General features: G+C 47.5%; 22 protein-coding genes. 8 read left to right on the forward strand and 14 right to left on the reverse strand.

Annotation, left to right across the window (positions count from 1 at the left end; translation table 11 throughout):
* Positions 1-20 precede the first annotated feature (20 nt).
* The 3 genes from HHX48_RS07105 (at position 21) to HHX48_RS07115 (ending at position 3,170) form a co-directional block, all read left to right on the forward strand.
* Positions 21-1,514, forward strand: a complete 1,494-nt coding sequence (locus HHX48_RS07105; protein WP_191023574.1) for a lipopolysaccharide biosynthesis protein — start codon at positions 21-23, stop codon at positions 1,512-1,514.
* Positions 1,515-1,921: 407 nt separating this feature from the next.
* Positions 1,922-2,602, forward strand: coding sequence for a guanitoxin biosynthesis heme-dependent pre-guanitoxin N-hydroxylase GntA (gene gntA / locus HHX48_RS07110; RefSeq protein ID WP_191023576.1), 681 nt, complete (start codon positions 1,922-1,924; stop codon positions 2,600-2,602).
* On the forward strand, positions 2,595-3,170 hold the full coding sequence (locus HHX48_RS07115) for a DUF1989 domain-containing protein (protein WP_223858094.1): 576 nt from the start codon (positions 2,595-2,597) through the stop codon (positions 3,168-3,170). The genes gntA and HHX48_RS07115 overlap by 8 nt, the downstream gene beginning before the upstream one ends.
* Before the next feature lie 44 nt (positions 3,171-3,214).
* Here HHX48_RS07115 and HHX48_RS07120 read toward each other — a convergent pair whose 3' ends face one another.
* The 3 genes from HHX48_RS07120 to HHX48_RS07130 are packed head-to-tail and all read right to left on the reverse strand — an operon-like array spanning position 3,215 to position 5,740.
* Positions 3,215-4,018 (reverse strand): polysaccharide pyruvyl transferase family protein, encoded by an 804-nt coding sequence (locus HHX48_RS07120; protein ID WP_191023578.1) that lies wholly within the window; start codon positions 4,016-4,018, stop codon positions 3,215-3,217.
* Positions 4,019-4,072: 54 nt separating this feature from the next.
* Positions 4,073-4,861: a Stf0 family sulfotransferase gene (locus tag HHX48_RS07125; protein ID WP_191023580.1), complete on the reverse strand. Its 789-nt coding sequence runs from the start codon at positions 4,859-4,861 to the stop codon at positions 4,073-4,075.
* A gap of 18 nt (positions 4,862-4,879) precedes the next feature.
* Complete coding sequence (locus tag HHX48_RS07130; RefSeq protein ID WP_191023582.1) at positions 4,880-5,740, reverse strand: glycosyltransferase family 2 protein; 861 nt, start codon at positions 5,738-5,740, stop codon at positions 4,880-4,882.
* Positions 5,741-5,829: 89 nt separating this feature from the next.
* Here HHX48_RS07130 and HHX48_RS07135 point away from each other — a divergent pair, with 89 nt between their 5' ends.
* Positions 5,830-6,615 carry a sulfotransferase family 2 domain-containing protein gene (locus HHX48_RS07135; protein WP_191023584.1) on the forward strand — a complete coding sequence of 262 codons (786 nt, stop codon included), beginning with the start codon at positions 5,830-5,832 and terminating at the stop codon, positions 6,613-6,615.
* 44 nt (positions 6,616-6,659) lie between these two features.
* Here HHX48_RS07135 and HHX48_RS07140 read toward each other — a convergent pair whose 3' ends face one another.
* From HHX48_RS07140 to HHX48_RS07155, 4 genes are read right to left on the reverse strand one after another with little or no spacing between them, the layout of a single operon-like run.
* Positions 6,660-7,643 carry a glycosyltransferase family protein gene (locus HHX48_RS07140; RefSeq protein WP_191023586.1) on the reverse strand — a complete coding sequence of 328 codons (984 nt, stop codon included), beginning with the start codon at positions 7,641-7,643 and terminating at the stop codon, positions 6,660-6,662.
* Positions 7,643-8,770, reverse strand: coding sequence for a glycosyltransferase family 4 protein (locus HHX48_RS07145; protein ID WP_191023588.1), 1,128 nt, complete (start codon positions 8,768-8,770; stop codon positions 7,643-7,645). The genes HHX48_RS07140 and HHX48_RS07145 overlap by 1 nt, the downstream gene beginning before the upstream one ends.
* 34 nt (positions 8,771-8,804) lie before the next feature.
* Entirely contained in the window at positions 8,805-10,127 is a 1,323-nt protein-coding gene (locus HHX48_RS07150) for an O-antigen ligase family protein (RefSeq protein WP_191023590.1), read from the reverse strand.
* The gene (locus tag HHX48_RS07155; RefSeq protein WP_191023592.1) at positions 10,111-11,277 is read right to left on the reverse strand and encodes a glycosyltransferase; all 1,167 of its coding nucleotides are present in this window, start codon (positions 11,275-11,277) and stop codon (positions 10,111-10,113) included. Before HHX48_RS07155 ends, HHX48_RS07150 begins: the two co-directional genes overlap by 17 nt.
* Before the next feature lie 770 nt (positions 11,278-12,047).
* Here HHX48_RS07155 and HHX48_RS07160 point away from each other — a divergent pair.
* Both HHX48_RS07160 and HHX48_RS07165 read left to right on the forward strand, forming a co-directional pair.
* A complete protein-coding gene (locus HHX48_RS07160; RefSeq protein ID WP_191023594.1) occupies positions 12,048-13,409 on the forward strand; it encodes a hypothetical protein in 1,362 nt (453 codons plus the stop codon).
* A gap of 1 nt (position 13,410) precedes the next feature.
* Complete coding sequence (locus HHX48_RS07165) at positions 13,411-13,800, forward strand: 3-phosphoshikimate 1-carboxyvinyltransferase (protein WP_191023596.1); 390 nt, start codon at positions 13,411-13,413, stop codon at positions 13,798-13,800.
* Between the two features lie 24 nt (positions 13,801-13,824).
* Here the strand turns inward: HHX48_RS07165 and HHX48_RS07170 are convergent, their stop codons facing one another.
* Genes HHX48_RS07170 through HHX48_RS07185 form a run of 4 tightly spaced genes read right to left on the reverse strand, consistent with a single transcriptional unit; the run spans position 13,825 to position 18,592 of the window.
* Positions 13,825-14,547, reverse strand: coding sequence for a tyrosine-protein phosphatase (locus tag HHX48_RS07170; RefSeq protein WP_191023598.1), 723 nt, complete (start codon positions 14,545-14,547; stop codon positions 13,825-13,827).
* Between the two features lie 19 nt (positions 14,548-14,566).
* Positions 14,567-16,783 carry a GumC family protein gene (locus HHX48_RS07175; RefSeq protein ID WP_191023600.1) on the reverse strand — a complete coding sequence of 739 codons (2,217 nt, stop codon included), beginning with the start codon at positions 16,781-16,783 and terminating at the stop codon, positions 14,567-14,569.
* Between the two features lie 40 nt (positions 16,784-16,823).
* A complete protein-coding gene (locus HHX48_RS07180; protein WP_191023602.1) occupies positions 16,824-17,369 on the reverse strand; it encodes a polysaccharide biosynthesis/export family protein in 546 nt (181 codons plus the stop codon).
* Positions 17,369-18,592 carry an outer membrane beta-barrel protein gene (locus tag HHX48_RS07185; RefSeq protein ID WP_191023604.1) on the reverse strand — a complete coding sequence of 408 codons (1,224 nt, stop codon included), beginning with the start codon at positions 18,590-18,592 and terminating at the stop codon, positions 17,369-17,371. The genes HHX48_RS07180 and HHX48_RS07185 overlap by 1 nt, the downstream gene beginning before the upstream one ends.
* Before the next feature lie 559 nt (positions 18,593-19,151).
* Between HHX48_RS07185 and HHX48_RS07190 the strand changes: the two genes are divergently transcribed.
* Entirely contained in the window at positions 19,152-20,609 is a 1,458-nt protein-coding gene (locus HHX48_RS07190; protein WP_223858096.1) for an undecaprenyl-phosphate glucose phosphotransferase, read from the forward strand.
* A gap of 171 nt (positions 20,610-20,780) precedes the next feature.
* On the opposite strand, the gene HHX48_RS07195 is transcribed toward HHX48_RS07190, so the two are convergent.
* On the reverse strand, positions 20,781-21,689 hold the full coding sequence (locus tag HHX48_RS07195) for a hydrogen peroxide-inducible genes activator (RefSeq protein WP_191023606.1): 909 nt from the start codon (positions 21,687-21,689) through the stop codon (positions 20,781-20,783).
* Positions 21,690-21,919: 230 nt separating this feature from the next.
* On the opposite strand from HHX48_RS07195, the gene HHX48_RS07200 reads away from it, so the two are divergent.
* Positions 21,920-22,894, forward strand: a complete 975-nt coding sequence (locus HHX48_RS07200; protein ID WP_191023608.1) for a universal stress protein — start codon at positions 21,920-21,922, stop codon at positions 22,892-22,894.
* 65 nt (positions 22,895-22,959) lie between these two features.
* Here the strand turns inward: HHX48_RS07200 and HHX48_RS07205 are convergent, their stop codons facing one another.
* Together HHX48_RS07205 and phoU are read right to left on the reverse strand one after the other, a co-directional pair.
* On the reverse strand, positions 22,960-24,231 hold the full coding sequence (locus tag HHX48_RS07205) for an inorganic phosphate transporter (protein ID WP_191023610.1): 1,272 nt from the start codon (positions 24,229-24,231) through the stop codon (positions 22,960-22,962).
* A 285-nt stretch (positions 24,232-24,516) separates the two neighbouring features.
* Positions 24,517-25,233, reverse strand: a complete 717-nt coding sequence (gene phoU, locus HHX48_RS07210; RefSeq protein WP_139757200.1) for a phosphate signaling complex protein PhoU — start codon at positions 25,231-25,233, stop codon at positions 24,517-24,519.
* Between the last annotated feature and the right edge of the window lie 10 nt (positions 25,234-25,243).

A 25,243-nucleotide genomic window follows, 5' to 3' on the forward strand; every position in this document is an offset into this window, starting at 1 on the left:
CATGGAAAGTAACGCAGTACATGTCATTAAAAGCTAAATCTTTAGCGGGCGCGTTCTTCAATCTGTCAGCCAATGGCTTTGCCCAGATTGTTAACTTCGTCGTCTACGCTATTATGGCCCGAATCCTTGAAGTTGAGGAATTCGGGCTTGTTGCCATCTGTTTGATGGTCGTTGAGTTTTGTAATCTATTTGTCACCGTAGGCATCAGCCAGAACCTCATTCAACGTAAACACTGGGATAATCAGTTCGCCAGCCTCTCATTCTGGGTACTGATGGGGGTTTCTGCGGCTATTGCCAGCCTTATCTTTGTGGTGGCTGTGCCTATTGCCTGGTACACCTATTCTGAACTTGCTGCGCAGCTTATTGCGGCCCTGGCTATCGTGCCGATTGCCAATGGTTTCAGGCTGGTACACAAAGCGAAACTGGAACGTGACTTCGAAAACAAGAAGCTGGCGGTATACGATACCGTCGGAGTTCTAATAGGCGGCGTGGTTTCAGTTGTCACCGCACTGGACGGTTATGGCGCATGGGCTATCATCTTCGGCAAAATCGTTCAGGCCGTGGTCTCGACAATTCTGACTTGTGTGCGCTCTGATTTCAAACCCGAGAAAGTCACCGACAAATCACATCTGCCGGAAATTATCACATTTGCCAAGCCGTTAATTGCGATGTCGTTTGTTAACTTTTTCTCGCAAAAAGCGTCGAATATAATTATTGCGTTTTTCCTGGGTGCATCGACGTTTGCGTTTGCCTCTGTCGCCAGACAGGGTTTTTCGGTTATCAACAACCTGACGTTCCAGCCGCTGAATCGAATTGCCCTTGCTGGCCTGTCGCGGGTAAGCACCGATAATCTCAGTCAGACCTTTGGGCGTATGGTGGGCATGACCGCAATCTTCGTCTCTCCGGTCTATTTTGGTGTGGGTGCCATCGCCCACCCCTTCGTAGAGCTGGTGTTTGGGGATAAGTGGACAACCAGCGCATATCTGCTCTCTATTCTGGCAATCATGGCTCCCACTCAGGTGATGGCTTACTATCTGCCTAATCTTTTAATTTCCCGTGGCATGCCGCATCAGGCTTTTAAACTAAACATGATCAACCTGGTGGTGAATATGGCTCTGCCTCTGATGGCTGTGCCATGGGGGTTGTACGGCGTAATCATCGCTTTGGTAGTCGCCAATTACATCACCTTATTCCTGAAGTTTGCACTGGTTAAAAAGCATCTTGGTATTGGAATTAAAGATGCGCTTGCCAATACGTGGATGTTTTCTATGGCGTCGGTGATTATGTATGGTGTTGTCTTGTACCTTGAGCGATTCAATATCTATGGTCTGGATAATATATTTATCAATATTGCCGCATTAGTAGCCACTGGCGCGGCTATCTACACGATAATATTGCTGCTTTTCTTTCGCCGCAAAAGCTTCAAAGTGATGGCAGAGCTTAAGCGCTCAAAAAAGCAGAAGACGATTAAAAAGAAACCACCCACCGATACAACCGGAACAGTAGAGCCCTGATTTTCGATGACTCACGATAAACCGCCCACACTCCCGGGCGGTTCATCTTTGACAAATGAAGCCGTCAATTTTCGGGTAATGCCTTCACGTTGCCCACGCACATTTTCAAAAACTGTGTTCCTCTCACATAGAAAATCAACAAAAACCCTTAAATTTCAGCGTCATAAACAAATATAAATACTGGCACAATAGCTGCTTAATCAGTGTATATATTTTAGAATTGCCAGTCCATGGAGACAGACAATGGAAACCTTATGTGCACTTGCCTTTGCTTATCAGTGCGTTCTTATTCTTCGCCGTACACAGTTTGCCGGAATCGCAATGCGGGCACCGGTCTAATAAGCATATTTCCAGTCTAATGTTGTATCTCACTCTTCTTTCTTACTGGCGTTACCAGAGACGACATTATGCAAACTTATCTTCCTCAGCAGGAAGAAAACCTCAAAGCATTTATTGCACAAAAAGGTTTTCCCTGCATCGGTGCTAAAACAGCCCTACACAAAGATCAAATTCACCTTCATCACTTTGGTCCTCTACAGGACAGTTCGGATAATCTGGATATACTCGACGCGCTATATCGCTTCATCGCAAGCTTCAACATTCAAAGTGACATGTTCTCTTCGCTTGTCTGTACGTTCGAGGGCCCCTGGGATCACGGTGAGCGACACTACGAGCGCTTGCTATGGGACAAGCTACAGCAGCTTTATGACATTGATAGCCAATTACATAACTGGGACAGTCACGTAAGTAATAATCCCGACCACGCTGATTTTAGCTTTAGTCTGGGCGGTCATGCTTTTTTCATTGTCTGTCTAAACCCGGCAAGTCGCCGCAAAAGTCGGCGCTACGACTCTCCCGCTATCGTCTTTAATCTTCACCAGCAATTTGATCAGTTGCGTAGCGAAGGAAAGTTTGAAAGCTTTCGTGATCATATCCGCAAAAGAGATTCGGTTTTCAGTGGCGGCGATAATCCGATGCTGGATAATCATGGTAGTGATTCTGAAGCAAAGCAATATAGTGGGCGTCAGTTAGAAGAAAACTGGCAATGCCCGTTTCACACGAATCAGGAGCAACGTAATAATGGATAAAATCGCACCGCGAAGTGGCACCGCCTTTGAGTTAAAAGCAGGACAAAAATTGAAAGTGATCGATCCTGAAGGCGAGCAGGTCGCTGATTTGTATGCGTTTAACAGCAGTAATCACAATGAGTATTTATCATCAGGACGTTCTCTGGACTACAACGAAAGCGTAAATTTTGGCAAAGGCTCAAAGTTATATTCTAATGACAGCCATGAAATGTTTGAAATCGTTGAAGATACCGTCGAGGACCATGACTTTCTGCTCACCCCGTGTAGTAAGGCGACTTTCCGCCATTTTTACCCTGACGAGGAGCCTGTACCGGGCTGTCACGGAAATCTGGCGAAAGCATTTTCTGCCTACGGCATCCCTGAGCATCTAATCAATACGACTTTCAATACGTTTATGAATGTGGCCATTGATGAAAAGGGGAAGTTGTCAGTTTTACCGCCCAAAAGTAAAGCCGGCGACTACACTGTTTTCGAAGCTAAGATGGATATGATTGTTGGTCTGACTGCGTGCTCTGCCGGCGAATCGAATAATTTCAGTTATAAACCTATTTGCTACGAAATTTTATAGGAAATAAAAAGGGTGCTATCAGCACCCTTTTCTGTTTTTGTGGCTTAGACACCCCACAAATCGAAAGGAAATGCCTGATAAAGCTTTCTGGCAATGGGAGTAAAATCAGGGGGTCTGGGAATATCGGCTTGCAGGCCTTCTTCAACGGAGCTTACCTTGGGGATGTCCTTTCTTCCGGTCCCCTGATAATAATCTTCGTACTTAAACATAGACTCGCCGCTGTTTGAGTCCAGAAATACCGCCGGTATGCCGTACGCTTCGGCAATGATCACCCCGTGCAATGAGCTTGAGATGACGCGTTTGCTATTAACAATGGACTCTATGAACGACCCCGGATATTGCATAGGTGTCACCAGCGCATCCTCATGTCCCTCATAATGAGACATATCATCGTTCATATGATTAATAACAATGTACTCTCTGGCTTCGCCTTTCTGCATCAGCGACTTAGGGTAAAAATAAGGCAGTAAAATAGCTGGATCGCCAAAAATTTTAGGCACATCAATACCACGGTTCATCAGATATTCACGAGTAAGCGGGCCTCTGACTGCCCGGACATCAAGCTGCTTGAAACGATTGACCTTGTCGTCCATCTTTTTGTTCAGGCCGGTACCCCAGATAGTGTCATTGGTATTGGCGAAATGCAGTACGGATCCCACGCTGACCAGCTTGTTATCGTGGCTGAGTTTGTGCGTAATCATCTTACCTTTCATTGCGATGATTCTGTTAACCAGATCGTAGGCAACAAAGTCGCCGATATTCGGCCGCGGATCTTTTTTCGACTGCCACCAGAAAATTAGCGACTTCTCTTTGGCATACTTTTGTTTTTCGGCCCATTTATAAAACATCTGTTGTCCTTTGTTACTTATATCTGGTGGCGTCTCTACGCTTCGTTAAGCGCGTTATAAAAACCGCTTTTTTAAACGGCGAATAATGCTTTCTTTGTTGAATCGCAACAATTCGTCATCAACATTAAACTCACGGATAAATTTCTCCGTCCATGCCTTGTTGATGGTATCGCTTTGTTTTTTGGTAACAGGCGCTGTCGGAATGCGGTGACTATCGACCTCTGTTTCCATCAAGTCCGCAATACGCAAAATTGTATTTGCGGTATTACTTTTCACGTCGTTGAAATTCAAATCCATGTATTTGGCGCCATTGGCACTTAATGTGTATTTCCAGGAACTGTTTTCAAACAAAATTCTGCGCAGACCGTTATCAATATCCTCAAAACGGTATTCAGGCTGTTTTTGTTTTTCCTGCTTTGAGATCCACGCCCCTGTCTGCTTTGCTACCGCCAGCGAAACCGCCTGCGACATCACATCCTGGCGGGTCAGCAACACAAAGTGCGGATTGGGAAATAACGCGCTGATACCGCTGAAGCCACCCAGCGTTTCGAGATGGCAGTAATGTAGTTTGATCCCAAATACACCGTTGGGTGACGTCCGGCGCTGCATCAGTTTTCGCATCACTTCTGCGGTATCAGAAATACCGAACTTTAGCTTCCACTGATTCAGGTTTTTGGTATTTGCATATTCCAGCGGAAACCCGAATGCGCCGGTTTCGTGTAGCGCATGCCCCAGCATATGACTGCCTGATCGCACCGTAGAGGCTATGATCAGTGTTTTTCGGGTTTCTGTCTGATTGGGATAATCGTGCTCATCGGCAAACTGATCTTCGTACAATTCCATGTTTGGCTCTTTGCTTGGTTAAACGCGCTGACGCACTTTTTTAAGAGATACGGCGGCGATATGCTCCATCGTCACACGCAGACCTGCTAATTTTATCGACTGCATTATCCAGCGGGCTTTTTGTTGCTTGAGTGGCAGGTACACAAGAAGCTGCGCGGCGACGCGCTTACGGTAATTCTCTTCGCCCAAAAACGCCCGATGTTTATCTGCAGAGCGTAACCTGACGATGGCCTGCTCGGGTGTCATTTTGGCAACCTTTGCGCCAATGCCATCCATATTCATAAAGCGATACATGAATATGGCCCGTGGAATGTTCACAAGTTTATAGTTTTTTTGCAGCAGCCTGACATACATGTCCCAGTCCTGCCCGTTCGGCAGCGACTCGTCAAACCGTTCACTAATGGCCAGTTCACGACGTATACTGAATCCGCTCATCCCACAATACTGATTGCCTGTACGCAGAATGTCAGCCTGAACCACGTCGTCGGGCTGAACAAACACCTCTTCTTCTTTACCCAGATTCTGATAACCGCTTACTACGGCATCAGCACCTTCCTCGTAAGCACGAACATGTTCCAACAGGTAATCTGGCATCCAGATATCATCATCATCCAGAAATGCGATAATATCTCCACGAGCGGTATCAACACCGATATTGCGCGCCTTATTTGCACCAGATGACGTGTCGAGGGGTTTGTAGATAAAATTGTCGTGATGAGAAAATGCTTCAATTACCTGTTCATATGGCAAGGAAGATGCATCATTTACCACAATGACTTCCAGTGGCTTAACAATTTGAGCATAAACGCCATCCAGCGCTTCTTTCAGTTCATTCGGTCGATTAAAAGTGGTAATGACAACGCTGACTGTATAGCTCATAGATTCCCTGTGAAGTAAAAATATAATGCGTAGACGGTTTAGGAAATTCCAAAGAATTTCTTTGATGTACATGAACAGGAGCAAGAATCGTGCAAGAAATTTTGAAGCAGCAATCGGAAAAGTATTTATCGAGGTATCCGAAGATATTTTTCTGCCATGTGCCTAAGTGCGCAGGCGTATCATTATCCAAGGCGATTTATGCGTCGGTCTATCCCAGCGTCCTTAAAGCCACTAAGTTTGCAGCTCATATAGATCTTAAAAGTAGCAGGGTCAGCGCTGATCTTCTGGATATTGATATGATGACTGCCAGAGAGTGCCAGTTAATCTCGCATCTGGACTCGCCTAATATGCTCTACACTAACGGACACTGCATAGCGCGCCCATCCGTAGTCAGTAAATATTCCCAGAAGTGGCACTTTCTTACGATACTGCGCGATCCGGTGGACCGTTTTATTTCTGAATTTGTTTATAACCGATACAAAGAGTCAGAATGGCTCAAGCACGATCAGGATATTGAGCAATATATTGAATCAGAAAAGGGGATTAGTGCCGGACTCACTTATGCCAGATATTTCTCAGGAATAAATGACAGTCAGCAAATACTGGCCAATCCGGAAGCCGCCATCGATGCAGCTGTTGCCAATTTAAGACGATTTGCTGTAGCCGGTACACTGGATGATATGCCGTCTTGGATAAATCAGTTTAATCAGCGTTTTGATACAAAAATTAATATCGACAGCAAGAATAAAAGCCCGAACCAGAATGCATCCTCTGATATTACAGCAAACGATCAGGTTATGAATCAGATCGCCCGGCTTTGTGACATTGACTTGCAGATTTATCAGCAGTTAAAGGCCATAAAACCTGCCGCATAATCAGGCGGATCAGGCAGGCCGTCAGCGAGACAGCCTGCTACAATCTACAGCACTTTTCGCCAGGAAAGCTGAACTTCCTGGTCGCCGTATTTCTGCATTGCCTGTTCAATCACGGTATCAGCGCTCGTGTAGCTAAGCGCTGGTAACTGGGTGTCAAGGTGCTGTGCATCCAAAACCTGTACAAATTCGAACTCAGCTGCCTTTGCACGGCCAAACTCCGAATCAAAACATAACACATTCGCCCCAAGGCTAAGGGCCATATAGAAGGTACCGGAAGAGATCATCGCCCCATCCTCGTGAGGAATAATCACATACCGAGCACTTGCTACCGCCTCTTCCAAATCATCCTGTTCGATGAAAGCATTGTGCCAGGGCACATCCAGATTGCGTTCGCGAATTATCTGATTGAGCAAACTGGTATGTTCTTCATCAGCGCACTTGCCCATAATGGTTAATGATTCAGATGCTGGCCATGCCCTGAGCAGCGCATCTAACCGTTTATAGGGTTTGATGACGCCAAAATAGAGATAATTGATTGGCCGCGCCCGCCCTCGGGTCTGCTCGATAACAGTCTTTAGTCCCGCATCCGGTTGATACAACGGATGACGGACGACCTGCCCGGGTATGCCCCTTACCGGTTCGAGTGTCACCGTCTGGTGCGCAACCTTATCAAGTAGCCAGACCGTGACGCGGAACAATGTGGTTTCCCGTGGCAGGTTGTGCGGTTTAAAATTATGTCTTAGCCAAATGATACGGTGGCTGAAAAAACGCATTGCTAAGATACTGATGAAAAAACTGACGATAAACAGCAAACGGCGAGAGCCTTTTAAACCCTTTCTGAAAGGCTGGTCTTCGTACCAGTTAAGCACCACCGTATTTTTTTCTCGTTTACTGAAATTATCTTTTGAAAATAATGCTTTGAGTGGTTCAATCTGAAAACCTTGCTTGGCATAAACCGCTTTGGTGCGCGCAATAAAACCGTTGTTATGTTCAAACGGATAAAGATATAGCCATCGGTACGTGCTCATTAGTTCGCCCTTCGCGGTGTCACGCCAGATGTTCCGACTAAACCCCTTACAACGTCATAAGTTTCCACGGCAATATTGTCCCAGTTAAAGGTTTCAAGAAAGCGTGCCTGATCTATCTGCAGATTCAGTGACTCAAGTGTGTTGAACTTGTTTGCAAGGTGATCTGTATCCCCTACCCGAAAATAACAGTCATCGGGCAAGCCGATATCCGTATTGGGCGTAATATCACTAATCACCACCTGCGTACCGGCTGCAATGGCCTCAAGGGCAACAATGGGTAGCCCCTCATGATAAGAAGGCAGGCAGAACACCCGTGCAAATTTATACAGAGCATGTAGCGCATCACCGCTCCGGCGTCCGGCAATCATGATGTTCCCCGACGCCTGCTCCAGTAATGCCCGCGAATAATCATCCTCATGGTCGGCACTGCCCACCACCACCAGCTTCAGGTCAGAATGACTTTTGCGATATGCCTCAACCAGATCATGAAATCCTTTTTCCGGTACCAGCCTGCCTACGGTCAATATGTACTGACCCGGTTCTACATCCAGATCCCCTGGCAGTTTGTCAGCAGACAAATTAGCATCAACACCGGTCAATGCGCCGTTTGGCACATAACAAATTTTGTCGGCATGACGCGGATATGCCTGCTGCAGCCGAGCAGTAAGCGACTTGCCTACCACTAAGGTTTTGTTGGCAAAACGAATTCCCAGTGACTCGCCGGTTTTTAACAGGTTTTTGGCAAACGCGTTCCATTTTTGTCTGTCATAATCAGCGCCATGATGGGTGACCAGCACCTTCATTCCCAATAACCGGGCTAACGGTGTAAACAGGGCCGGACCGATGGCGTGCAGATGCAGCACATCCGGCTTTACCACAAATCTGGCGTAAATAATGGCAAGAAAGGTATGCAAAAAGGTTTCGAAAAATTTGTGCTTAAGTGTCCAGACACTGCGAAGCTTGACGCCTTCAAACTCCTTATTGCGACTATCCACATAAGGTGAGCGACAAATAACAGTAATATCTGCCCCCTCTTTAACCATTCGTGGATACAACTGCTGACAGTGTGACTCTATCCCTCCCATGACATTCGGGATACCGCGAAGTCCAACAGCACAAAGCTTCATATTTCTCTCCAGTAACAGCTACCAATGCAGCCAGTTATACTTTTACAAATCGATTTAAAAAGGCAGGAACGTGAGTTTCTTCCGCGTTGAGCAGGCGTACCGGTGCCAGCGTATTGCCAATCAAAATAGCGTACAAAATGAGCCCTTCGATATTCCATAATGGCATGGTGGCAAAGCACATGATCAGAAATCCCACCATGGATGAGAAAAGCATCATCGAATAACGTCGATTCTTGATACGCAAAGACTGTTTTAAAAAGGCGCCGACAGCCAACAGGAAGCACAGCAGCCCGAACGCACCGTATTCAAACAGAAAGGATACATAGGTGTTATGAGCATATTTGGGAAAACGCCCGCTCCAGGATTCCGGCCCCCACCCGACAAGCTGATGGATCCAGTCGCCCTGCCAGTAGGTGTAAATATACTGACTCCATATATAGACCCGTGCCGAGAAGATATCTTTCTCAGCCTCTGAATAATACTGTGGGGCTTTCATGAGCTCGTCCAGCGACCCCAGAAACACGAAGACATCGGCGAATCGGTCCTGCATAGCATAAGACAGCAGTAAAAATGCCAGGCCCATCCCAAAAAACGCGGCGATCAGGAATACCGGTTTGTAACGTGGAGCGACGCGAGCCTCCATTGTATTAAATGCAAATATCGCAGCCAATGGCAGAATCGCCAATACAGAAGTACGGTAATTGGCAATAACCAGCAAAATGCAGCCCAGTCCGAATAACAATGTCCTGAACCGGATATAGCCTGCGGAGATAAGCCCTACCACCAGCGTAAAGCTGGCAATAATCATGGAAAAGGCGGCTTCATGGTTGTAACCGCCGATATAACTGGTAGAGCCATCAGATTCTGTGGCCTTTGCCTCGCCTAAAAGAATCGACATGATCTGTAGGCTGACGGGTAAAAAGAAAGCGACCAAAAGCTTTCGGAGCACCTCATCTTTGCCTACTTTACGAACCGCCATGAAAATAGCACCAGTGACGGTAAGAAAGAACATCCATTTCACCATGACATTAATAAGTCCTACCATAGCGCCATTGAGCACACCACTTAGCAAGATACTGGCAAAAAACAGATAGATGAGCCCAAGCTTTTGCAGGGTCAGAAAATTGCGTGGCAACAGTAACAAGCCCATACCGGCAATACCGATGGAGGAAAGCGCGTTGATGGAGAAGCCGGCAATCAGCGGTTCGTAGGTGATGTCATGAAATGCCGACAGGAAAAACCGCAGCCACAGTGCAACAACTGCAAACGCAAGATACTTATTGCATCGCCGTGAAATCGCGCGATACACCAGATAGCCACTGATCAGGCCAAATACCAGCTTAACCAGCAGGAACATAAGCTGTATCCTCGGCGCCCGGGGTTAACTCTAAACAGGCCATCATTTTTTGGCGGAAAATTTCGTTACTGAAAGCCTGCGCACGCTCAGTGCTTTTCGCCGAATAGCGTGCCAGTTCGGTGGGTGCGTTAAGAAAATCCATGGCATTGGCAACCGCAGTAGCATCGTTCACCGGACATAGGCATCCATATTTCGAGGGTGTAAACTGCGTAATGTGAAGCGGGTACTCGCCTGATAGAATCTCGGCAGGACCAGATTCACAGTTAGTCGCAACCACGGCCTTGCCCAGACACATCGCCTCGACAATAGCATTCGGAAACCCTTCTGCATTGGAGGTTGAAACAAAATACCGAGCCTGTTTGATATAGGGATAAGGATTAGACTTGAACCCCAGAAAGTGGACCCGCTCGTTTAACCCGAGTCTGGCAACCTGTTCTTTCAGCGCGCCTTCCTGGTCGCCCTGACCAAGAATGACCAGGTCTTCCGGCACATCACTTTTGGCATAGGCATCAATCAGAAGACTGAAGTTTTTATTTTTAACAAGACGTCCGGTGCCAATGATGTATGCGTTTTGGGGCAAATCAGTTACCGACTCATCCGCGCGCTTATGAATCGCCTCGATATCATAAGGATTATATACCGTCTGCACACGGTCTTCTTTGACATTGAAATTCTGAATAAGGTCGGCTTTTACACCTTCAGAAACCGCCATAACCCGATGCGCCTTCGGATACGTCGCTTTGACCATTGCTTTGCTGATAGTGTCTTTCAGTCCGCCCGGGAAGTGGCTACTGGTGTTGACCCGTTCGCTGATAACTGCCTGATAGCCCAGCTGATGAGACAAAACAACATTGAGCATATTACTGCGGGTTAGAAAGCTCAGACTGAGCGAAGGAGATAACTGCCTGAGTAACGGTTTAAGCTGGCGATAGCCCTGTAACAGATTGCCATCGGTTTTAAGCGTAATTTTATTAACGTAGGCAGGGCACTGATGCGCTTCCGGTACGGCATCAAGCAGAATAAGATACACATCAATCTGATGCTGCGTGAAAAACGACTCCATAATGCTCAGCAGATTACACATTACCCGCTCGGCACCACCGCCCTCAAGGGAATTGATAATAAAAGCGATGCTGTTGTGTCGGTTCATTGTGGATTCCTCAAGCTAATACCTTTAAACGCATACGAAGCCGGTTTTGATTGCCGTATGCGTTTCATCACTACCTACAGCGGCGCTTCTTAATTTTCAGGCGGCACAAATGTACAGAGTACGTAAGGGTGGTGTTTATCGCGCTGGTGATAATTGAGCTAATGAATTCATCTTTTATGCCAACTGGCGAATTCGCGCTACATGAAATCACGCAAACCCTTAATGAATTTATAAATGTCTTAAAATCAGCACGGAGACTCTCCCTTTCTGCGCCCTCCTTGTGACTCGCCAGCCTCTGTCGGTAATCAATACTGTTGAAGGCGTGTTTAAGCCCATGCTTAAGTCGTACTTACTGTAGCAATCAGGCAACATTTTCAATCAGTGTGTAATTTTCTTTCTTTTTCATAGAGTTCTGTTGATATTATACTCACACAGGCCCGAGGCAAGAGGCTGTTTCCGTTGCAAACCTCACGAGTAGCCGGCGCTACCTCAATTTTGAATGTGACTATCCTCAGCAACCACGAAATCTGGCGGGATCTTTGCTTATGGAATCGTTGCCTATAGCAAGCGTGGTAACGCTTTGTATACACTGAAAGAGTATTGAGCCTGTACTATACAGGCATAGTCTCAGTGTCGCGTCAGGCGCATCGAGTCATACGCATATTCAGTTAACGGGCCAGAGGCAACCGAGCCGGATATATCGCCAAAAATAACGGGGAGTCAGAACTATTACGGCGAGAACACACCTATTTGCAGCACTGACATTGCATATGCCGGGTCGTTATTACCTGGCCGTATTTTTGTTGGTTCTTTTTTGGCTGCCTCTTCCACTGGGCTCCGCAACCACATCAGGATGGCTGGCAATGTGTCTGTTCGTGGTGGCGTTGACTGCCTTGTATATTCGCCAGTTCGCTTCAACGGCATTACCTGTGATTCGCCAGAATCGGCTAATCTTTGCTGGCTGGCTAACTCTTATTATCTGGCATGTGCTGTTACTGATCCCCTTACCGGAGAGCTTGATTGACTTCATCCGTCCCCAGCGTACCTTTCTCGCATTCAGCGCGTATAACGACTGGTTAGCCCTGACATACAGCACGACGGACACGCTGATATCGCTGTTAAGAGTCGTTACCTACAGCGCCTTATTTACACTGGCCCTGTTGTTGTTTCGCTCAGCCCGACGCCTGAAAATACTGCTTCGGTGTCTGCTGGCCGTGGGATTGTTTCAAACCCTGTATGCCGCACTGCCGATTTTCATGGCCCTGGACACCAGCCTCATTCTGGACCTGCCCGTCAAAAGCGGGGCAAGTGGTACGCTACTGCGTTGTATCGCTTACGGACATTTGCTGTTAATTGCTTTATGCGCGGTACTGGGATTATTGATTATCCGCATCAAGCCATCTGCCACCGGCAATTTGCGTCAGCGTATCCGGCGCATTGTGAACTATTTTTTTGGGCGAAAGGCCGTGCTACGTATTGCAGCACTCTTACTGTATGGCGGCCTGGTAATGACCGCTCAGGCTGAAGTTATCTGGGCAACCGTCATTGCCACTGTGTTCGCAGTGGTCGCAGGTTTCATCCTGTTTTCACCACGCCCCAAGCTGTTCAGTACTTTTATGCTAAGTCTGCTGTGCGCGAATTTGTTGATGATACTGGCCGCTTCGTATTTGGCCGACCGAGCGCTGACACTTGATGAGCCCCCCCTGGTCACGCTGGAGGACCAACAATGGGCGCCTGCAACCCCCGGCGTTGAAGATCACCTTTTACTGGGCGCCGGACCGGGCACCGCAAAGGATATTGACGCAGAGGATCTCCCGTTGCCGGTTTCTGGGGTGCTACCGGTGGGTGAAACTGATGTGACGCAATTTCTGGCTGAATTCGGCGTTCCTGCCAGCCTTGTATTTGTCGCAATATTCCTGACCAGCCTATTTAGTGCAATCATGGCGATGGCGCGCCGCCGCCATCTTGTATTTCGAGCTACTGCACTAAGCTGTACTGGCGTCCTTGCCGGCACAGCCTACCTTTCAATGGTATCGACAACATTACAAACCCCGGCAGTGATGGCATACGTCACTGTGCTGATGGCCGTTTCACTGGTATGCTTGCAGTGTCGTAAATATCAAAAGGCATGATGTGTACAAGATTAAGCATTCCGGTGCGCAATCACCGGCTGTGCAACGGCTGTTAGCAAAAATGCCACAGGACGTTGCTGACAGCTTTACTGAAGATCAACTTGAAGGCTTAGCACAAAGCATTGGTACGACGCGCTGGAAAACTCACAAGGTAGACTGGCGTGTCACGATTAAGCTATGGCAACACAGATATTATCTTGTGTTTTTAGCTGGTCGTAATCGACGCCAACCTTCCCGTTTGCAGCAAACCATCAGTAAAACCTGGCTGGCGCTGATGATTTGTATTTTTCTGACCGTGTCAGTGATGCTGGGGCTCACCTGTTTGTACGTATTGAAGTCGGCCCTGGGGATTGACCTTTTCGACGCCTTTTCACTGGGTATCTGGCGCTGACACCGTCAGCGAATCGCAACCAGGCTATGCCTCACTCATCACAATGTTGCGCGGTGTGTGCACAAACAACTGTTCAGCTTTTTCAACGGAGTGTAGATCAGATACCCGTCTGTAGGCGTCACCCATCTCGTTTGGCCTGCGTTTAGTATCATGGGTATCGGATGCGACCAGATCGATTTGATTGTTTTTTAGCATAGACTCGGCGATTTGTTGCACATGGTCACCAAACCGGCCAGTAAACGCCCCGGCAGTAACCTGCAACAGGCACCCCTGATTTCTGAGCCACTGAATCTTTTGTGGCTGCTTCCAGATATCTCTGTTTCGCTCAGGGTGCGGCACCAATGGCTGAACACCGGCATTGCGAAGCCAGCGAAAAAGCTGATCCAGCCCGGCTGGCATATTACTATGCGGCATTTCAAGCAGTAATACCTGTTTATTGTCCAGGCTGCCCAGATAGGGCAGCTTGTCCTCTTTAAACCAGATGGGCACCATCTCATTGATGCGGATCTCACCTGCCCACGATAAATCCAGCTGAATGCCAGCCTTATCGACTTCTTCGACTAATGCATCAAAACCTTGCTTAATAATCGGTTTGGTATTGTCGAACGTGCCCCAGTGCATGTGCGGCGTACAGATTAAATGCGTGACACCAGCATCAACGGTTTGTCTGGCCATATCCAGGGCCATTTCCATTGTTCTGGCACCATCATCTATGCCGGGAATGATATGGCTGTGTACATCGATCATAGCATCACCCACTTAAGATTTAGTTAGCATTATAGCCGTACTGGTCATAAAAACCGCCGTATCGCTCAGAAACATCCGAGCGTCGCAAGTCAACCTGATTAAGCACAACACCATCCACGCGGTGTCCAACCTGCAGGAAGCGGCCCAGACCATTTTGGATCATCTTCTCACTGGTGCTGTCAGCCCTTACTACATAAATGACTGAGTCACAGGCTTTCGACACCACCATCGCATCACTGACAGCCTGCGTCGGCGCGGTATCCACCACCACATACTTGTAATGCTTCTTAAGATAGGTGATAAGTGCATTAAATCCTTCACCGGCCAGCAGTTCCTGCGGATTAGATGGAATACTGCCGGCACAAATCAGATCGATACCAGACTGCTCATCATGCACCAGACACTCATCCAGCGAGTGAGTTTTCATTGTCAGGTTTGATAAGCCAGGCTGATAATTAGGCACATTAAAGCGCTTGCCGATGGACGGCCGACGCAGGTCGGCATCAATAAGAATGGTTTTGTCCAGCTGTCCCAGTGCAAAGGCAAGATTAGTTGAAACAGTGGACTTACCTTCTTTAGGCACACTGGAGGTCACCAGAATCGCCTGGTTTTGCTTCTCCAGATTGGTCAGGGACAGACTGGTTCTCAAGGTGCGCACAGCCTCACTGAACTGATGATACTTATTGTCGAAAAATGCGCGCAGCGGCATCGACTCTTTACGCTTTTGAGGAATAAGTGGAATAAGTCCAAGCATACGCTGTCCGAGCTTCTTCTCCACATCTTCGACGGAACGCACACCACTGTTGAGCGCTTCCAGCACAAAGGCCAGGAACACGCCGAATCCGAAGCTGATGACAAATGCCGCACCGATTAACAGGGTACGATTTGGTTTGGATGGGTTATTCGGCGCCACGGCTGGATCCAGAATTCGCGCATTTGCCGACTCAAAACCGCCTATTTCGCTCGTCTCCTTAAGACGGGTAAACATGGAGTTATAAAGCTGCTGATTAATATCAACCTCGCGCTGTAGAGCACGACGCTGATTCTCAAGGCCTGATAACTTGCGATATTCAGATTTAGCCTGACTCACTTCTTCCTGTAAGTTAGCAACACGTTCCTGAGAGGCCCGGTATTGTGTCGTGATGCTGGAAATCAAATCGCGGATTTGCGTCTGCAACGTATCCCGCACTGAGGTTAGCTCAGCCTGAGCAGCAACCATTTTAGGATGTTTGGGCCCGAATACCTTGCTGAGCTCACTCACCCTGCTCTGCGCCTCTGCCTGCTGACGACGCACGCTTTGAATGCTGGGATGATTCAATACTTCAGGCAACCTTGACAGCGCGTTGATGTCCGCGCCGTTACGCTGAGTTTGCTCGTAGATAGTCCGGTTCTGCTTTAACGTAGACTGAGCGTCTAACAATTGGTCGCTCAGCTGTTCCAGTTCTTCAGCTGCCAGACCGACCACACCGTTACTCAGGTTGACCAGCTGATTTTCTTCGTAAAAATCTGTCAGTTTTCGCTCAGCTTCTTCCAGCTTATCTTTCAGACCTTCCATACTTTCGGTCAGAAATGACGTCGCCTTGGTGGTCATATCAACCTTAGCCTGCAGATAGTTCTCGACGTACACATCACCCATTGCATTTGCAATTCGTGCAGCCAGCTCAGGCGATTCGCTCACCGCGGTAATCTCAATGACCTGGGTATTATTGACCAGATTCACCGAAATTGAATTCATCAATTTGTTGATGGCGGCCTGACGGCGCTTTTCTGCGCGCTGGGTTTGTGTCAGCGTTTTCTTTTTCTTTTCCGGTAAGAATGTAAGCTTTGATTTTATCCATTGCTTCACATCTTTGACGATATCAAATCCGCCCGATGACGATGGCATGAAAACCGGATCATTAGACAAGTCCAGTTCGTCCACCGCGCGTGAGGCAACCTGACGCGACTGGATAATTTCATACTGGGTCTGCATATAGTCTTTTCGGGTAGTATCTGACTTGTAGATCTCCTCGATAGACATCAGATTAGCCGGTTGCGACTCAATTAACAGGCTGGCTGTGGCTGAATAAATCGGCGTCATCTTCATGACTATCAGCGCCACCAATACGGTGAACAACACGGCAAGCAGAATGATTCGACCAGCGTAACGCTTAAATACTTGCCAATAATGCGCAAAATCGATGGTTTCATCATCGAGGATATTGGCTTGTAGCTGATCCCTCACTTTACTAGACATAGATTTTCCTTCGAAATCTGGCTATAACTGACACGCTTCATCAGAAGAAGCGCTGTGGTACGGTAATAATATCGCCGGGTCGGATCAGGTGACCAACATCCACTTCAATGGTGCGTTGTTGCCCATCTTTTTCGCGAATTATCTGGATATCGGAGCGCGAGGCCCGTTCGGTATAGCCGCCGGCCAACGCAGCAGCCTTATTGACGGACAAACCTGGCTGGTAGGGATACCCCCCGGGGCTTTTCACTTCACCGTCGATAAAAAACGGGCGGTATTCAACAATGGATACCGCGATGGAAGGGTTTACCAGGTAATCACCTTCCAGCCCATCGTAGATCAGACTTTCAACTTCAGAAAGCGTGAGGCCAACCAGCTTCAGGTCGCCCAGAAACGGATAATTGATTTTGCCAACATCGGGGATTCGGGTTTCCATAGATAAGTCAGTTTGACCAAAAACCTTAATAAGGATTTTGTCGCCGACACCCAGCCGGTATTGACTCATGTTCACGTTGCCCTCTTGTGCCACTGCGTTACAAACAAACAACAACAACACGATAGTCAGCACATACCTCACGCTTTTCTCCATTATAAAGTTACCTTCGCGGTCAGACCGATTACGTCGCGATCATAATCTATAGTCTCACGGTTACTATCTCGTTCATTTATTTGATAAAAAACACCTAATTGTAGCCAGCGACGGAAATCGTAGTCGGCGCCAAGTGTTATTTTTGTCGTTTCATCTTCGCGAAGGTCGGAGGCCTGTCCCTCATAATCATCCGTGGCAAACGCGACCCGGGCAGTGGTAGAAAAGCGCTCAAGCCATGAATGCTCCCAACTGACACTGTAGTCGCGGCTGCGAATATAGTCGGCTTCACTATTGGTTTCCCGGGTATCGGCACTTGTTGCAAATTTTATCTGCGAGTAACTCATTGGCTTATAGGCCATTCCGACTTCCCAGGCCACGCCGGAAAAGTCCTCACGCCCGACAGCATCAAACTTTTTCTGCGTGTAACCGATTTTAGCGAAACTGCGCGTGTAGTTATTCGTTTGCCAGGTTACCCCTGCTAACACTGTGTTTTCTATAGAGTCCAGAGATTGTTGGGCCTGCTGCTGCTCATCGTACGTAATTTCCTGACGGTTTGCGTCAAGTACGAGGTTAGTGCTGGGTGCGACACGATAATAGAATGCGGCGCCATATCTGAAGTAATCGCGGTCACGATAGCGCAAAAAGTTGGTGTCGCGAAAGCCCAACACCTCAGGCCTGTCATCGTAATTCATCACCTCGTAGCCTGCTGAAACCTCTACCCGGCCTGTTGATGACAGTCCGCCATATGACAGCACACCATCGAGGTTTGCGTTTTTATACGTGTCAGGCTCGCTGAGCGCGTTGCCGAACCCGTTTGAGTAAACCCGGCCACGATCATCGTGACCGTCTTCAAAATTTGCTCTGGCTGTAAAGCGGCTACGTTCAGAAAACACAAAGTCGCCATCGGCATGCAAAAAGTGATCAGTGTAGTTATCCGCTGCACTGGAGAAATACTCACCGCGCTCGAGGCGATAGCCTAATTCAATCTCATTGCCGTTCAGCTCCGTTACAGCACGCAACTCAGGTGAAACGACTCCGACCCAACTGGTGATTTCCGCGTCCTGCTCACTGGCGTAAGTAACATTATCAATATGCAGAAAATCCGTATTCAGAACAGGGATGAGGTCGACGCTGCCCATTTTGTACCTGCCCGCTTCCTGAGCGTGACTAATACTAACAGCAATCAAAGACAGTGCGAGCGCACTGGAAGCCTGCTTTATCATGTTCTCTCCGGTTAAAATATTTTGAATGGGGCGAATGCTTCAATGCATTGGCCGCCAAAACCTTAAGCGTAAAATCATCCTTCGTCGCCAGCGCTGTTCTGTAAACTCAGCGCCTGGTTGCCTTTGGTGCACAAAGCCTGACGTGCCTGCACGGGTAATATTGGAGCAGGCTTCATTACGCTTACTTCACTAAATGAAGATATCGAGTGGTCACAAGCGAATTCTGTGCCATCAGTAAAAACGCCGAAAAAAATGCTTCGGAAGTGGTCACGAACAGAACCAGGTCTGTAACTAATTATTCCGTCACTGCTGTCTATGAAGCATCCTGATACTTCATTCCTTTTTAGTAGGATCGGAAATAAAGGCTATAAATGTTGTAATAAATTTACAGTTTTTAATTTTTAGCACGCGGCAATCTAGTGAAAATCATTCACTTAAATTTGGAACACTTTGTGCATTTAGTTAAGGCAGTTATCTTGTATTCAATGAAGTTTAAGATGTGTGAATTCGGTCGAGCCTTCGTTTTTCCTGGTTTACCACTTATCGGAGCGAATGAATTATGAAATTCAACTTACTGCAAAGTCAGGCGCTAAATAGCAACAGTAATTCTCGTGATGAGAGAAGAAGTGGTATTACCGGTCATTATCAGAGCAGTTTTTCTACGGTCTATCGACTGATCGATCTGTCGCTGATTACCGTCTGTTTTTACGCTGCCGTGTTTTATTATGAACTGACGCTAACCACCACGGGCATGATTTTACTGTTCATTAATGTGGTGTCGTTTCAACTGGCGGCCGAGGCATTAGACCTTTACCGTTCCTGGCGCAGCAGCCGCACCAGCTCGATGCTTAAGAGTGCGGCGGGCACATGGTTGTTAAGTTTCGTTGTGACACTGACACTGGGCTTTTTATTCTCCCACAGTGTGACACTTTCTCCTTCGATGGTGATGTTCTGGTTTGCGACCTCGTTTGTGGCATTAACGGTATGGCGCGGCATCATGCGACAGTTTCTGTTCAAGGTTCGTCGCAGTGGTATGAATACACGTTCAGCCATCATTGTTGGCGCAACAGAAGTTGGCTATGACATGGCACAGCAAATGGCTGCTAACGAGCATTTGGGTATTCAGTTCAAAGGCATGTATGACGACCGTCCGTCTGATCGATTAACTGCTGAGCAAAAGCATGATATTAAAGGCAGTATTGATGATGCGATTGAATTAGCCCGGCTTCATCAGGTTGACTATATTTATATTGCGCTGCCGACTGCTGCAGAAGGCAGGATTAAGAACATTCTTGAAAAATGCAGTGACACCACTGCCAACGTTTATCTGATTCCTAATTTCTTTATGTATTCACTGCTGAACTCTCGCTGGCAGACAGTGGGTAATGTGCAGGCATTGAGTATCTATGATACGCCCTTCCAGGGTGCCAACGATGTGTTAAAACGTATTGAAGATGTCGTTGTCAGCAGTATTATTCTGGCGTTTTTAGCCATTCCAATGCTGTGTATTGCTGCCGCGGTTAAACTGACGTCGCCTGGTCCGGCTATCTTCAAGCAAAAGCGTTACGGCCTCGATGGTAAAGAAATTACTGTTTATAAATTCCGGTCAATGTCGACCCAAGATAACGGCCCGGAAGTGAAACAGGCAACGAAGAACGACCCGCGTGTAACAAAGCTGGGCGCATTTTTGAGAAAGACATCTCTGGATGAGTTACCACAGTTTATAAATGTGTTGCAGGGTAGGATGTCGATTGTTGGCCCCCGTCCTCACGCAGTTGCGCACAATGAACAGTATCGAAAACTTATTACCGGTTATATGCTACGCCATAAAATACGTCCGGGTATTACAGGCTGGGCCCAGGTTAATGGTCTTCGTGGTGAAACAGAAACCGTTAACAAGATGGCCAAGCGGGTAGAATACGATCTTGATTACATGCACCGCTGGTCTGTATGGTTTGATTTAAAGATTATTTTGAAGACCGTTGTCGGCGGTTTCTCCGGGAACAACGTCTATTAAAAAAAAGGCCCGTCTATCGGGCCTTTTTTGTACGTGGCATCCTCTCGATCACCGGGACAAAGTTTCACGATTGATACCAAGTTATAGTGTCACTATGCCAGGCGCTTCTTTTGCTTTGTTGGAAATAAACGACAATTACGCCTTTAGAGCTACTAAAATAGAATGAGTAGCTCAGTTAAGCGTTGGCTGGGGCAACAGCGGCGCCAGGATCTCCCCGATGCGGCGGAATAAACGCATTCTGGTCGTGCCAGAGCGCCATACCAGTCCGATTTCCCTAAATGCATCATCCTCGGCCGGCATTGCCGTTAGCGACGTATTTTTGAGAATATTCTGATTAATCGCCAATTCTGGCAAAAATGTATATCCCAGTTTGCTGTTTGCCAGCTGTACCAGTGTGTACAGGCTACTGGCTGCCAGGCTACTTACTTGTTCCTGATGCTGCAGTCCACAAGCACTGACGGCATGTCCGGTCATGCAATGCTCTTGCTGTAGCAAAAATATGCTTTTCTTAGGCAATGACGAAATATCCAGCGGATTCGGTAGCGTTTTACTAAGCTCTTCATGGGCGACCAGATGAAACGGATCATGTCCCAGTACCATTTGCTTGCACCCCGGGGTTTCCATTGGCAGCGCTAACACCAGCAAATCGAGCTCTCCGTCACTCAGTTGCTGGAGCAGGTTGTCAGTGGTGTCTTCCTGTAGCTCAAGACCAATTTCCGGCAAAAATGCATTGAATGCACCGATAAGGCCTTCAAACAGAAATGGCGCAATTGTGGGAATCACGCCCAGTTTGAGCTTACCGCTTTGCCAGTTCCCCGCATTCTGCGCATATTCGACTAACTCACCGGCTTCCTGGAGTATTAGTTTGCTTCGCTCTACAACGTCCAGCCCCAGTGAGGTAAACACAAATGTTTTATGTTCTCGTTCAAGCAGTTGTGAGCCGAAGTGCTCTTCAAGATTTTGTATTGCCGTGCTGAGCGTCGACTGGCTCACATTGCAACGATGCGCTGCCCGGTGAAAATGCTGTTCCTGATGCAATGTCACTAAATAGTGCAGATGCTTTAAGTTCGGCCACTTCATAAGTCAACTTTTAGATTAGAAATGATAGTTTCAATCTAGCATAAGTATTACCGAAAGGTAAATCCAATAAGATTTGCCGTGGCCGTGACGTCAACGTAAGGGCTTCATCATTTATTCATGTTTACAGCCCGATTTTTGCCCGAATAAAGCTTATAATAAGTCTAAATGGTTTTAAAAAGCCGTATCAATAATTTGTAGTTTCATTTCAAAGGTTTCGTCTTGAGGATGTTATGAAGGGACATTTTACCAACATAGCCTGCGTGTTAAATGACACCCATAAACAGGATGAGGTTGTTGCTCAGGCTGTTCACGTCGCGAAGCGGCATCAGGCCAAATTGACAGTGGTACTCAAACTGGATGCCTTGCCACCTAACGCTAAAATGGTGATGCAATCGTTCGCTTATCTGGAGACACAGACCAGTATCGAATCGTCGGCGCAGGTGTGGCTAAAAGAAAAGGCACAAACCTGGCAGGAAAAATATCCACTGGAAACCGACGTCCGGGTTGGCGACAGCAACAATGATTTTCTGAAATACATTGTTGAGTCTGGTTTTGACCTGGTAATAAAGCTTTCTGAAGCCGATTTTCTGGAGCGCTTGTTCGGCAGCGAAGATATGAACCTGCTAAGAAAGTGTCCCTGTCCTGTGTGGGTTGTACATCGTGGTAACAGTCGTCAGTACGATACCATCGTTGCTTGTCTGGATTTAAACTACCATTACCCTGAGCATGAAGTTTCTGTCCGCAAAAAGCTGAACATGGATATTCTGCGGTATGCCTCTCAGGTGGCGCTGATGGAGTTTGCCCAGCTACATATTGTGCATGTGTATGATGCGGTTCCGGAGAATATTGCGCGAGGTGGCTTTATTTCGGTGGATGAGAATAATCTTACCAGCGATTTACAGGACATCTACGCTGAGCGCGATGCTGAACTTGAACGTCTTCTTTCAAATCTGGACGAAGAACTTGATGAAGGCGCACTGGAATATCTGGCACCACAACGTCATATCATCCATGGCTATCCGCGTCGTGATATTGCCATTACAGCGCGCTCTCTGGGTGCAAAGGCGGTAGTGATGGGTACAGTGGCTCGCATCGGCGTTCCGGGCTTCATTATGGGTGGCACCGCCGAAGAAACGATTAGTCAGTTAGATTGCGCAGTGCTTGGGATTAAACCTGAAGGATTTATCTCACCCGTAAATGAATAACTCTCTGATTTAATACCACAAAAAAAGCCCCGCAAGGCGGGGCTTTTTTCTTATTTTCGCTACCTTTAGGGAACGTTGAAAATCCCTTTAAGTAAGTAGAAAAAGATAACCGATAAGATGGCACCTGCAGGTAAGGTAATTACCCAGGACACCACGATGTTACGCACGATACCCAGGTTCAGTGCTGATACACCTCGGGCCATACCAACCCCTAATACAGCACCTACCAGCGTCTGCGTAGTAGAGATAGGTAAACCAGTGCCTGATGCAATAACGACGGTACATGCAGCTGCAAGCTCCGCAGCAAAACCGCGACTTGGGGTAAGGTGTGTAATGCCCTGCCCGATGGTTTTGATAACCCGGTGTCCGAACAGTGCCAGACCAGCCACAATACCCAGACCGCCAAGTGGCAGGATCCAGGGTGCCAATGTAGAGCTGGAATTGATTTCGCCACCTGAACTTACCACGCTGACAACCGCAGCCAATGGACCAATCGCATTCGCCACATCGTTTGAGCCGTGGGCAAACGCCATACAACACGCGGTAACGACCATCAAAATCGCAAACACTTTTTCAACGTTAGCGGTTTGCAGATCGGCATCGTGAGATTCACTGTAATGCACTCTCTTGATCCACATTTTACCCAGCACAGCCAAAAGAATACCAATGCCAATGGCCAGCAAATAGCCGTTGAGCGTAGATAGCTCCATACCAACGTGCTTGAGGCCTTTTTTGATGGTAACCAGTGACATGACAAAACCAGCCAGCGCCATATAAAACGGTACATAACGCTTTGCGTTTTCAAGCGGTTTATCTGTGCTGAAGATCAGCTTTTGTGCACTCATGAATATCAGATAGGCAATAATGCCGGAGATAGCAGGGGTCACTACCCAGCTGCCTACAATACCGCCAACTTTTCCCCACGATACGGCATCCATACTGACGCCCGTCGCTGTAAAGCCGATGATTGCGCCAATAATTGAATGCGTGGTTGAAACAGGCCAGCCCAGCCATGATGCCAGCGCAAGCCAGATACCGGCTGCGAAGAGGGAGGCAATCATGCCCAATACCAGATAATCCGGCTTATCTACAAAGAACGCCGAATCAATAATTCCTTTTCGTATGGTCGAGGTAACTTCACCACCCGCCAGATATGCCCCGGCGAATTCAAAGATCATCGCAATGATGATGGCTTGCTTGATGGTTAACGCTTTAGAGCCAACAGAGGTTCCCATGGCGTTTGCCACGTCGTTGGCGCCTATTCCCCACGCCATGATAAATCCTACAGCGGCAGCCAGCAGGATTAGGGTCGTTCCATAATTTTGCAGAAGTTCCACAGGCAAGTGCTCCTGATTATTTATGGCTGACGCCAGACTGTTCGTGGCGCAGGATGAAAATTGTTTGCCTTCTCAGGCAGGCGAAATTGCTATCGTGCGAGTTATTTTCGTTTCTCAGCATAGGTCAATATTTAAACTGATCTCGTTTTGGCAGCGCGCATGATAACGTAATCATTCGTTTTGCCATAGTCTAAAAACTGGTTAATCGTAAATTTGAGATAAAAGTGTCGCCAGTTGTCGATTTTAGACGCAATTGTTTCAGTTTTATGACATCTCGCCGACGCTTTACTCAAGATTTTCCAACGTCTGACTGAGGTTCTCCAGCGGGGTATGGCGAATATCTTCACCACGGGTCAGGGTGACAACGTACTCACAGATATTTTTACACCGGTCTCCTACCCGCTCTAATGAACGCAGAGCCCATAGTATTTCCAGCCAGTCCTGCATGGACTCATTACTGCTTTCCATCTCTTTGACGATATACGCCAGCAACCGCTTATATTCACTATCGATACGATTATCCTGATCATAGACTTCCAGCGCAGAGTTATCGTCCTGCCTGGCGAATGCGTCAAAAGTGCCCCGCATCATCGCAACCACCTTTTCACCGATTGACAGCATGCTGCTCTTTACACTTTCCGAATTCGGAATTTTTTGCTTCGTGACCAATCTGGCCATCCGTTCAATTTCGTCGCCCATACGCTCAATATCGGTAATGGCCTTAGAGATAATCATAACCAGCCGTAAATCTGATGCGGTGGGATGGCGTTTGGCAATTATGCGCATGCACTCCTTGTCGATCTGAATTTCCATCGAGTTGATGCGCAGGTCGTTAAGGGCGACTTTTTCCGCCAGCCCACTGTGATTGAGACGAATTGCTTTTAATGTATCAATCAGCTGTTGCTCGACTTCACCACCCATCGTCAGTACGGAATTTCGTAAATCCTCAAGCTCGGTATTAAATTTACCGGATATGTGTGTGTTAAAGGCGATTTGTCTCATTGCTGATGCT

It is taken from the genome of Salinimonas profundi (assembly GCF_014750655.1).
Classification (GTDB): Bacteria; Pseudomonadota; Gammaproteobacteria; order Enterobacterales; family Alteromonadaceae; genus Alteromonas; species Alteromonas profundi_A.